The sequence below is a fragment of the Amycolatopsis sp. NPDC005232 genome (genome assembly GCF_040607795.1).
Lineage (GTDB): Bacteria > Actinomycetota > Actinomycetes > Mycobacteriales > Pseudonocardiaceae > Amycolatopsis.
This window is the reverse complement of sequence record NZ_JBEXHL010000016.1, coordinates 1-13,410: the sequence shown is the minus strand read 5'-3', so window position 1 is coordinate 13,410 and position 13,410 is coordinate 1. Positions and strand designations below refer to the sequence as shown.

Genomic DNA, 13,410 nt, shown 5'->3' with positions numbered 1-13,410 from the left:
CCCAAGCGTTTCAAGGCAACAGCCGCAAGGCAACCACGGCGTCTTCCGCCAGCGCCGTGGTGAGCGTGACGCCGGCGGCCGGCGAGGTGCGCGCCCACCAGTCGCCCGAAGCCGTGGGACGCGCGGGAAAACCCACCTCGAGGTCGGTCGCGAGCACCCGCTTGCCCGCCAGCACCGCCAGTCCGCCGTCCAGCGCGGGGTCGCCGATCGTCTGCGTCTGGCGCAGCAGCGGCACTCCGCCGCGGAGCACGTGCGTGGACGTGGTGAGCCGGCCGGGCCGTTCACCCGCGCGGCCCAATACCAGGACTTCCCGGGTGTGGAAACGGGAATTTTCCCCGAGCCTCGCGCGCAGCACGGCCACGTGGTCCGCGCGGGCGGTGACGACCATCGGCTCGGGCAGGTAGGCCAGCGAACCATCGTCGGCCACCTCGATGTCCACAGTGGACGAACTGCGGCCACCGGACGGCCCCGGCAACGCCAGCGTCGCCGCCACCCCGGACAGCCGCAGCTCCGCGCGGGGCCCGACGCGGACGTCGAGCAGCAACTCGTCGCCGCCCAGCGGCGCGGTGGCGGAGCTGACGAGGTGCACCACGGCTTGCCGCCCGGTGCGGCGGCGCGGGAACAACGTCAGCGGCGCCATCGAGCGCAGCTCACGCAGCACCGTGCGGCCGTCCTCGAAGCGCGCGACCACCCGCGCGTGGGCCTTCACCCCGCGCGCACCGGCAGCACCGACCGCACCCACTGCGCGACGGCGGCCGCGTCCGGCGTGTCCACGAGCGACTGCGCGATGACCGGCAGCTCGCCGCGCATGCGGTGCGCGTCGGAGGTCATCACGTCGAGGTCCGCACCGACGAGGTGGGCGATGTCGATCTTGTTGATCACCAGCAGGTCGGCCGTCGTCACGCCGGGGCCGCCCTTGCGCGGCACCTTGTCGCCGCCGGCGACGTCGACCACGAACACCTGGCTGTCGGCGAGGCCGCGGCTGAACACGGCGGTGAGGTTGTCGCCGCCGCTCTCGATGATGACCAGGTCCAGACCGGGGAAGCGCTCCTCGAGCTGCTCGACGGCGTCGAGATTGGCGGTGATGTCGTCGCGGATCGCGGTGTGCGGGCAGGCGCCGGTCTGCACGGCCGCGATGCGCTCGGGCGCGAGGACGCCGGCCTTGCGCAAGAAGTCGGCGTCTTCGGTGGTGTAGATGTCGTTGGTGACCACGGCGAGGTTGAGCTCACCGCCGAGCGCGCGGCACAGCGCCGCCGTCAGCGCCGTCTTGCCGCTGCCGACAGGACCGCCGATGCCGATGCGGTAAGCGCGCCCGGCCGTCGGGGCGGGTGCGTAGTGGTCCGGTTCGGTCTTCGTCGGATCGAAGCTGACCGGATGGGCGTGACCGTGACCATGACCGTGGCCGTGTTCAGCTGGCAAAGAGACGCACCTCTTCCTCGTGGTGCCGGGCATGCGCCTCGGCGAACAGGTCCAACGCGGGTGAGCCCGGCGCAGGCAGGTCCGCCGGGTCCAGCCCGACGACGTCGGCGGCGGCCCCGGCCACGGCGCGCACCTCGGCGCCGAGGTGCGCCACCACGGCGTTGACGGCGAACGGGTCGAGCCCCAGCAGCCGCACGGCCGCGCTCGCCGGCCCGCTCACGGCCAGGTACGCCACGGCCGCCGCGGCCTCGGCCGGCTCACCACCGGCGATACCCACCAACGCTCCGCAGACGATCGGGTGGTGCGGCCGCGGCGTCTCGGCGAGCAGCGCGGTCAGCACCGGCGACGGCCACGCGATGGCCCCGGCCCGCGCGGTGCCACGGCCCTGGGCCCGCGACGCCACGCGTTGGGCCGGAGAGGGCGTGCGCGCGTCGAGCTCCTGGTCGAGCCGCCGCCAGTGTCCACTATGGACACCACGGCCGGCGGCGTGTGCCGAGGCCGCGGCGAACGCGGCCGACAGCGCGCCCGCCGTGCGCAGGCGGCTGAGCAGGAAGCCCGGCAGGTCGGCCTCGGTCCTCACGAGCTTGCGGCTCACGGCTTCCTCCAGGCCGCCGGAGTGCACGTGTCCGCCCCCGGGGAACCGGGAGTCGGCGAGGATCAGCGCGGAGAGGTCCATCAGAACAAGAAGTACCGTTGAGCCATCGGCAGCTCCGTCACCGGCATCGGCTCGATCAGCTCACCGTCCACGAGCACCGCGAAGCTGTCGGGCTCCACGCGCACGTCCGGGGTCGCGTCGTTGAGCACCATGTCGGCCTTGGTCCGCGCCCGCGTGTTCGCGACGGCGACCAGCGGCCGGTTGATGCCGAACGTCTCCGCGAGCCCCGAATCGAGAGCCTCCGGCGCCACGAAATGGAGACTCGACGCGGCGGCCACCCGCGGCACGGCGCCGAACATCGGCCGCGCCAGCACCGGCTGCGGAGTGGGGATCGACGCGTTCGCGTCCCCCATCGCCGCCCACGCCGGGAAGCCGCCCTTGAGCACCACGTGCGGGCGCACGCCGAAGAACTTCGGTTCCCACAGCACGAGGTCCGCGAGCTTGCCGACCTCCACCGAGCCGATCTCGGCGTCCATGCCGTGGGCGATGGCGGGGTTGATCGTGTACTTGGCGACATAGCGACGCGCGCGCAGGTTGTCGGCCGCGCCGTCGCCGGGCAGGGCGCCGCGGCGGCGTTTCATCACGTGTGCGGTCTGCCAGGTCCGGATGATCACCTCGCCGATGCGGCCCATGGCCTGCGAGTCGGAGCTCATCATCGAGATGGCGCCGAGATCGTGCAGCACGTCCTCGGCGGCGATGGTGCTCGGCCGGATCCGGCTCTCGGCGAACGCCAGGTCCTCGGGCACCGACGGGTTGAGGTGGTGGCAGACCACGAGCATGTCGAGGTGCTCGTCGAGCGTGTTGACGGTGTGCGGGCGCGTCGGGTTGGTCGAGGACGGCAGGATGTGGGGCAGCGAGACGACCTGGATGATGTCCGGCGCGTGGCCACCGCCGGCGCCTTCGGTGTGGTACGCGTTGATCGAGCGGCCGCGGATCGCCTCCACAGTGGACTCGAGGAAGCCGGCCTCGTTCAGCGTGTCGGTGTGGATGGCCACCTGCACGCCGGACTCGTCGGCCACGGTGAGGCACGCGTCGATGGCGGCGGGCGTGGTGCCCCAGTCCTCGTGCAGCTTGAACCCGCCGGCACCGCCGGCCAGCTGTTCGCGCAGAGCCTCGTGCCGGACGGTGTTCCCCTTGCCCAGCAGCAGGACGTTGACCGGGTAACCGTCCATTGCGGACAGCATGCGGCCGAGGTTCCACGCGCCGGGCGTGACGGTGGTGGCCTTGGTGCCCTCGTTCGGCCCGGTGCCGCCACCCACGAGCGTGGTCAGGCCCGCGGCGAGCGCGGTGTCCACGAGCTGCGGGCAGACGAAGTGCACGTGGCAGTCGATGCCGCCCGCGGTGAGGATCTTCCCGTTGCCCGACAGGACTTCCGTCGCCGGACCGATCACGAGCGCCGGGTCGACACCGTCCATCGTGTCGGGGTTGCCGGCCTTGCCGATGCCGACGATCCGCCCGTCGCGCACGCCGACGTCGGCCTTCACCACACCCCAGTGGTCGAGGATCACGGCACCGGTGATGACCAGGTCGGGGGCGCCTTCCGCGCGCGTGGCCATGCCCTGGCCCATCGACTCGCGGATGACCTTGCCGCCGCCGAAGAGCACCTCGTCGCCGGAACCCGACGGGCCCATCGACCGGTCTTCGGTCACCTCGATGAGCAGGTCCGTGTCGGCCAGCCGGATCCGATCACCGGTGGTCGGACCGAACAATTCCGCATAACGCTCACGATCGATTCGGGGCATTTCAGAACTCCCCGGCATATTCGGTGCGCAACCCCGGCACCCGCCGGTTTCCCCGCAGCGGAACAAGATCGACTTCCCGCTCCACGCCCGGCTCGAACCGCACGGACGTCCCGGCCGGCACGTCGAGCCGGTGCCCTCGCGCGGCTTCGCGGTCGAACTCCAGACCCGGGTTCACCGCCGCGAAGTGGTAGTGCGAACCCACCTGCACGGGCCGGTCACCGAGGTTGCGCACGAGCAGCCGCACCCTCTCCCGTCCGGGATTCAGCTCCACGGGCTCGTCGCCGGGGATGATCTCGCCTGGCCGCACGCGCTTCTCCTAGACGATCGGGTCGTGCACGGTGACGAGTTTCGTCCCGTCCGGGAAAGTGGCCTCCACCTGCACGGAGTCGACCATTTCGGGCACTCCGGAAAGCACCTGCGCACGCGAGAGCACGCTGCGTCCGCTCGATGCGAGCTCGCTCACGGAAAGGCCGTCGCGCGCCCCTTCGAGCACGTGGTCGGTGATCAGCGCGACGGCCTCGGGGTAGTTGAGCAGCACGCCGCGGTCAAGCCGGCGGCGCGCGACATCGGCGGCGACGTGGACCAGCAGCTTGTCGCGTTCCTGCGGGCTCAGGTGCATGCGACAGGTTGTATCACCGGGCCCGCCGCGTCGCCGGGTTCGGAAACACAGGATTTACCTCCGGTACACCGCGCGTCTTCGGGCTCGGTCACAGCCCGTTGCCGAAGAACTTGCCGCGACACGCCTTCCTGGACTGAATCGTTCTCGGAATCGTGACCGAAACCACCACATCTTTCATTGCCCACGGCTCGGCAGAGGAGCAAGGTTTGTCCAACCGTGCGATGAGGCGCGCCGAGTTGCGTGTATCCCGTCAGCGCGAGTGGTCAGACAAAGCCGGGGAAATGCGCATCGAAAGGTTCGCGAAGTGACTACCTCCACCATCAAGCAGACGAACTCCGACCAGGCCGACGACGGCTTCCGCCCCGGCCTCGAAGGCGTGGTGGCGTTCCGCACCGAAATCGCCGAACCCGACCGGGACGGCGGCGCGCTGCGGTACCGCGGTGTCGACATCGAGGACCTCGCCGGCAAGGTGAGCTTCGGGGACGTGTGGGGCCTGCTCGTAGACGGCCGTTTCGGCAACGGGCTCCCGCCGGCCGAGCCGTTCCCGCTTCCGGTGCACACGGGCGACGTACGCGTGGACGTGCAGGCGGCGCTGCCGATGCTCGCGCCGATCTGGGGTTACGAACCGCTGCTCGACATCACCGACGAGCAGGCCCGCGACCAGCTCGCGCGCGCGTCGGTGATGGCGCTGTCCTACATCGCGCAGTCGGCGCGCGGCATTTCGCAGCCGGCCGTGCCGGAGTCGAAGGTCGACGAGGCCTCGACGATCACCGAGCGCTTCATGGTCCGCTGGCGCGGCGAGCCGGACCCGGCCCACGTGAAGGCGCTCGACGCCTACTGGGTCTCGGCCGCCGAGCACGGCCTCAACGCGTCGACCTTCACCGCGCGCGTGATCGCGTCGACGGGCGCCGACGTGGCCGCCGCGCTCTCGGGTGCCATCGGCGCGATGTCGGGCCCGCTGCACGGTGGTGCGCCCGCGCGCGTGCTGCCGATGATCGAAGAGGTCGAGCGGACCGGTGACGCCGCCGGCCTGGTCAAGGGCATCCTCGACCGCAAGGAGCGCCTGATGGGCTTCGGCCACCGCGTGTACCGCGCGGAGGACCCGCGCGCCCGCGTGCTGCGCCGCACCTGCCAGGAGCTCGGCTCCGAGCGCTACGAGGTCGCCGCGGCGCTGGAGCAGGCCGCGCTGACCGAGCTGCGCGAGCGCCGCCCGGACCACCCGATCGAGACCAACGTGGAGTTCTGGGCCGCCGTGATCCTGGACTTCGCGAAGGTGCCGCCGCACATGATGCCCGCGATGTTCTCCTCCGCGCGCACCGCCGGCTGGGCGGCGCACATCCTGGAGCAGAAGCGGACCGGCCGCCTCGTGCGCCCGTCGGCGAAGTACGTGGGCCCGGAGCCCCGCAAGCCCGAGGACGTCGAGGGCTGGGAAACCGTCACCAAGCACTGACCAAAGCACCCCAATGTGGCGTTCGGTGCGCTCAACGCACCCAATGCGGCGTTCGGTGCGTTGAGCGCAACCAACGCCGCATTGGGGTGGTCGGGTCAGGCAGGGTCGTGGGCGGCGGTCGTGGTGAGCATCGCCGTGAGCTGGTCTACGAGCCAGCCGTCGAGGATTTCGCGGGGCACGTCGCGTTCCTGAAGCCACGACAGCAGCGCGCCCTCGACCACGGCCGTCCAGCACCGCAGTGTGAGCAGCACCAGCGGCGACGGCTCGGCCAGGCCCAGCGCGTCGAGGATCAGCTCCACGGACCGGTTGCGCACCTCGTCGATGGCCGCGTCCGTCTCCGAGGTCGCGATCACGGAACCGCTGCGCAGCAAGGCGACGTAGCCCGCGCGGTAGTGATCGGCCACGTCGATGAGCCCCCGCACGGCCGTGCGCAGCCGGTCCTCCGGCGGCCCCTTCTCGAGGTGCGCGAGGCCGTCGACGAGGCCGTCGGTCACCGTGCGCAGCGCCTCGACCTGCAGCTCGCGCAGGCTCGGGAAGTAGCGGTAGAACAGCGGCCGCGACACCTCGGCGCGCGCGACGATGTCGTCCACCGTCACCAGTTCCGGCGCGCGGCTGCCGAACAGGTCCAGCGCGGCGGCGATCAGGTCGTCGCGCCGGGCCTGCGGGGTCATCCGGCGCGGGCGGCTCACGGGGTGACGTCCAGTTTCGCCGCCGCGCGCAGCAGGCCGGGCGTCAGGCGCGACAGGACCAGTGCGACCTTCGCCTCCGGCGTCGACGGCTGGATCGCGCGGTCGCGCTCGACGGCCCGCAGGATGTCGCGCGCCACCTTCTCCGGGCCGAAGCCGCGCCGCGCGTCGAGCTTCGTCGACGCCTTCTGCCGCCGCGCTTCTTCGTCCGGCGCGACGCCGACGAATCGCGTGGTGCTGGTGATGTTGGTGTTCACCAGACCCGGGCAGATCGCCGTGACGCCGATGCCGTGACCCGCCAGTTCCGCCCGCAGCCCGACGCTCAACGCGAGCACCGCGGCCTTCGTGGTGCCGTACGCCGTGAGCACCTTCGACGGCAGGTACGCGGCGGCTGACGCGAGGTTCACGATCTGCCCGCCCTCGGCGCGCTCGACCATCATCGGCGCGAACGCGCGGCACCCGTGGATCACGCCCCACAGGTTCACGTCCACCACCTTCTCCCAGTCGGCGAGCGACGTGGCCAGGAACGGCCCGGACATTCCGATCCCGGCGTTGTTCACCACGATGTCGGGCACCCCGAACTCCGCGCGCATCTGCTCGGCGAACCGGGCCACAGCGTCGCCGTCGGCGGCGTCCACTGTGTACTCACCGGCTTCGACGCCCTTGTCCCGCACCAGCTTCGCCGTCTCCGTCGCCGCGACCTCGTCCAGGTCGGTGACGATCACGTCGGCACCTTCGTCGGCGAATGCCAGCGCGGTCGCACGCCCGATGCCACTGCCGGCCCCGGTGACGACCACGAGCTGGTTGGCGAAGCGGCCACGCCCGGCGTCGCCGACGCGAGCGCGTTTCAACGCCCGGCTCTCCTCGCCGCCCTCGACGTGGTCGATCAGCTCCGCCGTCGCCGAGGCGATGACGTCCGGATTGCTGCGGGCGATCCAGTGCGAACCGGTCAGCCGCCGCACGCGCAGGTCCGGCACCCAGCGCGAGATCTCCGTCTGCAGCGGCGTGGTCACGAACGCGTCGCCCGACGGCGCGAGCACCTGCACCGGCACGTCTGCCGAACGCGGCGCGGGCCGGGAAAGGCGCGTGAACATGTTGGCGCGATACAGCTTCAGCCCGTGCACGGCGTCGGCCGTCGAGACGTGTCCCTCGGCCGGATCGAGCCGGCGGATCAACGCGGGCACGATCCCCGAGCGCCAGCCCAGCTCCGGCACGAGCGGGAGCTGGAAGAGCAGGATGTAGTACGAGTGCAGGAATTGCCTCAGTGCACGCGGCAGACCCGACGGCCGCCGCAGCTGCGAGCGGAACCACGCACCGGCGTGATCGAGGCTCGGGCCCGAGATCGACGTGTACGAAGCGATCCGCCCGCGCAGCTCGTCGCCGGTGACCGCGTGCCAGGTCTGGATCGAGCCCCAGTCGTGGGCGAGCAGGTGCACCTTGCCGGTCGGCTGCACGGCGTCGACGACCGCGGCGAGGTCGGAGGCGAGCTGGTCGAGGCGGTACGCGCTGCGCGCCTTCGGCTTGTCGGACTCGCCCGCACCGCGTACGTCGTAGACCACGACGCGGTGGCGGCGGCCGAGCTCGGCCGCCACGCCGTCCCACATCGAGCCGTTGTCCGGGTAGCCGTGCACGAGCACGACCGTGGGTCCGTCCGCGGCGCCGGTCACGCGGACCGAGAGGCGGACACCGTCACTGGCGGTCACCTGCTTGTGAGACATTCTGTCATGTTAGACAATTCGTCAATAGGGACGGTTCACCTCGGCGGCGGTTGCCGTCTGCCGGGCGTTCGTGCAGTGGGTGATCTCCGGGGTTCGCAACGGCGTTTTCGCTGGTTCCACGGGAAACACCGGCTCGTGTCCACCGTTCGGTGGACAGCCGGATTCCACTGGCCGGACGTTCCGCGGCGACAGTGCGTGGCCGCAGGATTGAGCCATGACCACAGCAGTGAGGGTGCGCGGACTGCGCAAGGAGTACCCCGGCCACGTCGCCGTGGGTGGGCTCGACCTCGACATCCACCACGGCGAGGTGTTCGCGCTTCTGGGGCCCAACGGCGCGGGCAAGACCACCACCGTCGAGATCCTCGAAGGACACCGGCAGCGCACGTCCGGCGAAGCCGACGTGCTCGGCGAAGACCCCGGCAGGGCCGGCCGTGCGTGGCGCTCCCGGCTCGGCATCGTGCTGCAGACAGCGACCGACGCGGCGGAGTTGACCGTCACGGAAACCGTGCGGCACTTCGCGAAGTACTACCCCAACCCGCGAGACCCGGAGGCGGTGATCGACCAGGTTGGCCTCACGGAAAAGGCCGGCGCCCGCGTGAAGTCCCTTTCGGGCGGGCAGCGCCGCCGTGTCGACGTGGCGCTCGGCATCATCGGCCGGCCCGAGCTGCTCTTCCTCGACGAGCCCACCACGGGGTTCGACCCGGAGGCGCGGCGGCAGTTCTGGGGCCTGATCGAAGGTCTCGCGAAGGAGGGCACCACGATCCTGCTGACCTCGCACTACCTCGACGAGGTGGAGGCGCTGGCCGACCGGCTCGTGGTGATCGCCGACGGCAGCGTGGTCGCCCAGGGGTCCCCGGAAACGCTCGGGGGCCGCGGCCAGGCCGAGGCGATCGTGCGGTGGAGCGACGAAACCGGGGAGCACGAGGAACGCACCGCTTACCCGACGAAACTCGTCACGCAGGTGTCCGGTGGGACGAGGGAGCTCACCGGCCTCACCGTGACGCGCCCCAGCCTGGAGGACATCTACCTTGAACTGATCGGGGAGAAATCGTGACCACCGCACTCGCCCTCCCGGGCACCTTCACCCTCGGCGCCGCGCGAGGCAGCTTCGAGCTGCGGCAGTTCTTCCGCAACAAGGAGCAGGTGGTCTTCACCTTCTCCATGCCCGCGGTGCTGATGATCCTGCTGGGGTCCATTCTGGACGGACCGACCGGACAGGCCGGCGTCTCGTCGGGCCAGCTGCTCGCCGCGAGCATGATCGGCGCGGGCATCGTGTCGACGTCGTTCAACAGCGTCGGCATCGGGATCGCGGCCGACCGCGAGGTGGGCGCGCTCAAACGCCTGCGCGGCACGCCGATGCCCGCCGCGTCGTACTTCATCGGAAAGATGATCATGGTGCTCGTGACGAGCGTGGCGCAGACGGTGATCATGGCCGCGGTCGCGATGCTGCTGTTCGGGCTGAAGCTGCCGGCCGACGGCGAGAAGTGGGCCACGCTGGTCTGGGTGATGCTGCTCGGCGTGATCTCCTCGACGCTGCTCGGCATCTCGATCAGCTCGCTCACCCGCACCGCCAACGGCACGGTGGCCGTGGTGCAATTGGTCTACCTGGTGCTGCAGTTCATCTCGGGCGTGTTCGTCACGCCGATCACGCACCTGCCGAAAATCATGGTCGACATCGCGTCCTTCTTCCCACTGAAATGGATCTGCCAGGGTTTCCGGTCGGTCTTCCTCCCGGAGGCGGCCGCGAGTCAGGAGATGGCGGGGTCATGGGAACTTCCGATGGTGGCGCTGGTGCTCGGCGCCTGGTGCGTGGCTGGGCTCGTGCTCGCGAGGCTCACGTTCCGGTGGACGAACGAAGCGAAGTGACGCCCCCGGACGACGCGTGGGAGCGCTCGTTCTGGGTCTGGGAGGTGCTGTTCGCGGTCGTCTACCTGGCGACCGCCCTCCTGGTGTTCTTCGACGACGTCTCCGTGGCGGAGAAGGTGGTCGCGGAGACCGTGCTCGCGGCGCTGCTGCTCGGCTACTTCGCGGCGGGGCGCCGGATCGTGCGCACCGACGACAACCCCGTTCCCCGCGCTGCCGCGACGGGTGTGCTCGTGGTGTTCGTGGCCACGGCGATCTTCTCCGACACCACGGCCTCGTTCATCCTGTTCATGGCGTGCCCGATGCTGTTCATGCTGCAGGAGATCCGCCCGGGCATCGTGCTCACGACGGTGCTGATCCTGCTGGACCCGGTGGCCGCAGTCGTCCGTGGCGGCTGGGAGAACCCGAGCCTGCCGATCCTGCTGCCGATGACCGCGATCCTCGTGGTGTTCAGCGTGCTGGCGGGCAAGTTCACCACCGACGTCATCAAGCAGAGCGCCGCGCGTGCCGAGCTCATCCGGCAGCTGGAAGACAGCCAGGCCGAGGTCTCACGGCTCTCGCGCGAGGCCGGCACGGCGGCCGAACGCGAACGCCTGGCGCGCGAAATCCACGACACGCTGGCGCAGGGGTTCACCAGTATCGTCACGCTCGCGCAGGCCATCGAGTCCGAACTGGACACCGACCTGGTGGCGGTCCGCCGGCACCTCGCGCTGGCGTCGGCCACGGCCCGCGAGAACCTCGCCGAGGCCCGCGCGATGGTGGCGGCGCTCGCACCTTCGGACCTCGCGGCCGGGACCCTCACCGACGCGGTGCGCCGCGCGGCCGAGCGCCTCGCCGACGAAGCCGGCCTGCACGTCGAGTACGAAGTGGACGATCCCCTGCCACCGCTGGCCATGGCCACCGAGGTCGTACTGCTGCGCGGCGCGCAGGAGGCGCTTGCCAACGTCCGCAAGCACTCGGGCGCGGACTCGGTGCTGGTGCGACTGTCCGCTGTGGACGGAGCGGTACGGTTGCGTGTGCGCGACGACGGCCGTGGCTTCTCCCCCGACGCGCCCACCGAGGGCTTCGGCCTGCGCGGGATGCGCTCGCGCGTCGAGCAGGTGGGCGGACGGCTGAGCCTGCGCGGCGGCGCGGACGGCGGTACGGAACTCGAGCTGGAGGTGCCCGCGTGATCACGATCATGCTGGTCGACGACCACCCCGTGGTGCGCGAAGGCCTGCGCGGGATGCTCGAGGCCGAGGCCGATCTGACCGTCGTCGGTGAGGCGGGCTCGGGCCACGAAGCCATCGCGCTCGACCGCGTGAAGCAGCCCGACGTCGTGCTGATGGACCTGCGCATGCCCGGCCTCGACGGCGTCGGCGCGATCCGCGGCATCCTCAAGGAGACGCCGAAGCGGCGGATCGTCGTGCTCACCACGTACGAGACCGACGCCGACATCCTGCGGGCCGTCGAGGCGGGCGCAGCGGGGTACCTGCTCAAGGACGCTTCCCGAGCCGAGCTGGCCGGCGCGATCCGGGCGGCGGCGCGCGGCGAGACGGTGCTGGCGCCGTCGGTGGCGGGCAAGCTCGTGAACCGCGTGCGCAACCCGGAACCCGCGTCGCCACTGTCGGCGCGCGAGGTCGAGGTGCTGCGGCTCGTCGCGAAGGGACTGACGAACGCCGAAATCGGGCGCTCGCTGCACATCGGCGAGGCGACGGTGAAAACGCACCTGCTGCGCGTGTTCGGCAAGCTCGGCGTGTCCGACCGCACCGCGGCCGTGACCACGGCGCTGGACCGGCAGCTGCTGGGCTGAGCCGCGCGGGGCAGAATGGCCCGCATGCTCGCTTCCACCGAACTCGCCCTGTACCGCCGGCTCGCGCGGGAGCAGGCGTCCTCCCGCACGCCGTCCCTCGTCGCCGCCGTGGTGCGCGACGGGAACCTCGTGTGGTCCGGCGCGCGCGGCCGCGTCGGCTCCGCGCGCCCCGACGACGACACGCAGTACCGCCTCGGCTCGATCACCAAGACGATGATCGCCACGGCCGTGCTGCGCCTGCGCGACGAGGGCCGGCTCGAGCTCACCGACCCGATCGAGAAGCACCTGCCCGGCACGGCGTTCGCCACGGCGACGGTGGCGCAGCTGCTCTCGCACACCTCCGGCCTCACCTCGGAGTCGCCGGGCCAGTGGTGGGAACGCACGCCGGGCGGCAACTGGGCCGCGCTCGTGGCGAGCCTCGACAAGGACGCGACGAAACTGCGTCCCGGCTTCAAGTTCCACTACTCCAACGTCGGCTTCGGCGTGCTGGGCGAGCTGGTGGCGCGCCTGCGGGGGAAGCCGTGGTTCGACGTCGTGCGCGAGGAGATCCTCACGCCGCTGGGCATGACCCGCACGACGCCGCACCCCCAGGGCGCGCACGCCGAGGGCTTCGCCGTGCACCCGTTCGCCGACGTCCTGCTGCCCGAGCCCTCGCCCGACGCCGGCGCGATGGCCCCGGCCGGCCAGCTCTGGTCGACGATCAAGGACCTCGGCCGCTGGACCTCGTTCATCGGCGGCCACACCGGTGGCGTGCTGAGCGAGGACACCGTCGCCGAGATGCGGATGATGAACACCGTCGACGACACCGAGGTCTGGACCACGGGCTTCGGCCTCGGCGTGATGGTGGTGCGCTACGAGGGTCGCCACCTCGCGGGCCACACCGGCTCGATGCCGGGCTTCCTCGCCGCTTCGCTCGTCGACGCGGCCACCGGCACCGGCGCGCTGTGCCTCACCAACGCGACCGCGGGCGTCGGCATCACGCAGCTGACCCTCGACCTGCTCACGATGACCGACGAGCTCGAGCCCGCGCTGCCCGACGAGTGGGAGCCGTCCACTGTGGACCCGGCGCTGCTCGCGCTCACGGGCCTGTGGCACTGGGGCCCGACGCCGTACCACCTGCGCGTGCTGAGGTCGGACCTCATCTCGCTCGACCCCGCCAACGGCGGCGGGCGCGCGTCCCGTTTCCGGTCCACCGGCCCGGACACCTGGCTCGGCCTCGACGGGTACTACACCGGCGAGACCCTCACCGTCGGCCGCGACGCGTCGGGCACGGCGAACCACCTCGACCTCGCGACGTTCATCTTCACCCGCACGCCGTACGACCCCGCCGCGCCGGTTCCGGGCGGTGTCGACGAGAACGGGTGGCGCTGAGCACCCCAATGTGGCGTTGGTTGCGTTGAGCGCACCCAACGCGGCGTTCGGTGCGTTGAGCGCACCGAACGCCACATTGGGGGCGGTAGCGGTAT

Annotated in this window: 15 protein-coding genes; 7 read left to right on the top strand and 8 right to left on the bottom strand. The window is 71.2% G+C overall.

Features of this window, described 5'->3' with window-relative positions; translation table 11 throughout:
- Nucleotides 1-10 precede the first annotated feature (10 nt).
- The 6 genes from ABZU76_RS28210 to ABZU76_RS28185 are packed head-to-tail and all read right to left on the bottom strand — an operon-like array spanning nucleotide 11 to nucleotide 4,435.
- A complete protein-coding gene (locus tag ABZU76_RS28210; protein ID WP_354874740.1) occupies nucleotides 11-709 on the bottom strand; it encodes an urease accessory protein UreD in 699 nt (232 codons plus the stop codon).
- Entirely contained in the window at nucleotides 706-1,452 is a 747-nt protein-coding gene (gene ureG, locus ABZU76_RS28205) for an urease accessory protein UreG (protein ID WP_354874738.1), read from the bottom strand. Before ureG ends, ABZU76_RS28210 begins: the two co-directional genes overlap by 4 nt.
- Nucleotides 1,409-2,095, bottom strand: a complete 687-nt coding sequence (locus ABZU76_RS28200; protein ID WP_354874736.1) for an urease accessory UreF family protein — start codon at nucleotides 2,093-2,095, stop codon at nucleotides 1,409-1,411. The genes ureG and ABZU76_RS28200 overlap by 44 nt, the downstream gene beginning before the upstream one ends.
- Nucleotides 2,095-3,816, bottom strand: coding sequence for an urease subunit alpha (locus ABZU76_RS28195; protein ID WP_354874734.1), 1,722 nt, complete (start codon nucleotides 3,814-3,816; stop codon nucleotides 2,095-2,097). The genes ABZU76_RS28200 and ABZU76_RS28195 overlap by 1 nt, the downstream gene beginning before the upstream one ends.
- 1 nt (nucleotide 3,817) lies before the next feature.
- Nucleotides 3,818-4,123, bottom strand: a complete 306-nt coding sequence (locus ABZU76_RS28190; RefSeq protein WP_354874732.1) for an urease subunit beta — start codon at nucleotides 4,121-4,123, stop codon at nucleotides 3,818-3,820.
- 9 nt (nucleotides 4,124-4,132) lie between these two features.
- Nucleotides 4,133-4,435, bottom strand: coding sequence for an urease subunit gamma (locus ABZU76_RS28185; protein WP_220244579.1), 303 nt, complete (start codon nucleotides 4,433-4,435; stop codon nucleotides 4,133-4,135).
- Nucleotides 4,436-4,587: 152 nt separating this feature from the next.
- Here ABZU76_RS28185 and ABZU76_RS28180 point away from each other — a divergent pair, with 152 nt between their 5' ends.
- Nucleotides 4,588-4,743 (top strand): hypothetical protein, encoded by a 156-nt coding sequence (locus ABZU76_RS28180; protein WP_354874730.1) that lies wholly within the window; start codon nucleotides 4,588-4,590, stop codon nucleotides 4,741-4,743.
- Nucleotides 4,740-5,885 (top strand): citrate synthase 2, encoded by a 1,146-nt coding sequence (locus ABZU76_RS28175; RefSeq protein WP_354874728.1) that lies wholly within the window; start codon nucleotides 4,740-4,742, stop codon nucleotides 5,883-5,885. Before ABZU76_RS28180 ends, ABZU76_RS28175 begins: the two co-directional genes overlap by 4 nt.
- A 95-nt stretch (nucleotides 5,886-5,980) precedes the next feature.
- On the opposite strand, the gene ABZU76_RS28170 is transcribed toward ABZU76_RS28175, so the two are convergent.
- Nucleotides 5,981-6,556 (bottom strand): TetR/AcrR family transcriptional regulator, encoded by a 576-nt coding sequence (locus ABZU76_RS28170; protein ID WP_354875082.1) that lies wholly within the window; start codon nucleotides 6,554-6,556, stop codon nucleotides 5,981-5,983.
- 14 nt (nucleotides 6,557-6,570) lie between these two features.
- On the bottom strand, nucleotides 6,571-8,289 hold the full coding sequence (locus ABZU76_RS28165; RefSeq protein ID WP_354874726.1) for an SDR family oxidoreductase: 1,719 nt from the start codon (nucleotides 8,287-8,289) through the stop codon (nucleotides 6,571-6,573).
- A 214-nt stretch (nucleotides 8,290-8,503) separates the two neighbouring features.
- Here ABZU76_RS28165 and ABZU76_RS28160 point away from each other — a divergent pair, with 214 nt between their 5' ends.
- Genes ABZU76_RS28160 through ABZU76_RS28140 form a run of 5 tightly spaced genes read left to right on the top strand, consistent with a single transcriptional unit; the run spans nucleotide 8,504 to nucleotide 13,315 of the window.
- Nucleotides 8,504-9,343 (top strand): ABC transporter ATP-binding protein, encoded by an 840-nt coding sequence (locus ABZU76_RS28160; protein ID WP_354874724.1) that lies wholly within the window; start codon nucleotides 8,504-8,506, stop codon nucleotides 9,341-9,343.
- On the top strand, nucleotides 9,340-10,155 hold the full coding sequence (locus ABZU76_RS28155; protein WP_354874723.1) for an ABC transporter permease: 816 nt from the start codon (nucleotides 9,340-9,342) through the stop codon (nucleotides 10,153-10,155). Before ABZU76_RS28160 ends, ABZU76_RS28155 begins: the two co-directional genes overlap by 4 nt.
- Complete coding sequence (locus ABZU76_RS28150) at nucleotides 10,152-11,324, top strand: sensor histidine kinase (RefSeq protein ID WP_354874721.1); 1,173 nt, start codon at nucleotides 10,152-10,154, stop codon at nucleotides 11,322-11,324. The genes ABZU76_RS28155 and ABZU76_RS28150 overlap by 4 nt, the downstream gene beginning before the upstream one ends.
- Nucleotides 11,321-11,944 carry a response regulator transcription factor gene (locus ABZU76_RS28145; RefSeq protein ID WP_220244584.1) on the top strand — a complete coding sequence of 208 codons (624 nt, stop codon included), beginning with the start codon at nucleotides 11,321-11,323 and terminating at the stop codon, nucleotides 11,942-11,944. Before ABZU76_RS28150 ends, ABZU76_RS28145 begins: the two co-directional genes overlap by 4 nt.
- Before the next feature lie 24 nt (nucleotides 11,945-11,968).
- Nucleotides 11,969-13,315, top strand: a complete 1,347-nt coding sequence (locus ABZU76_RS28140) for a serine hydrolase domain-containing protein (protein WP_354874718.1) — start codon at nucleotides 11,969-11,971, stop codon at nucleotides 13,313-13,315.
- Nucleotides 13,316-13,410: the final 95 nt, after the last annotated feature.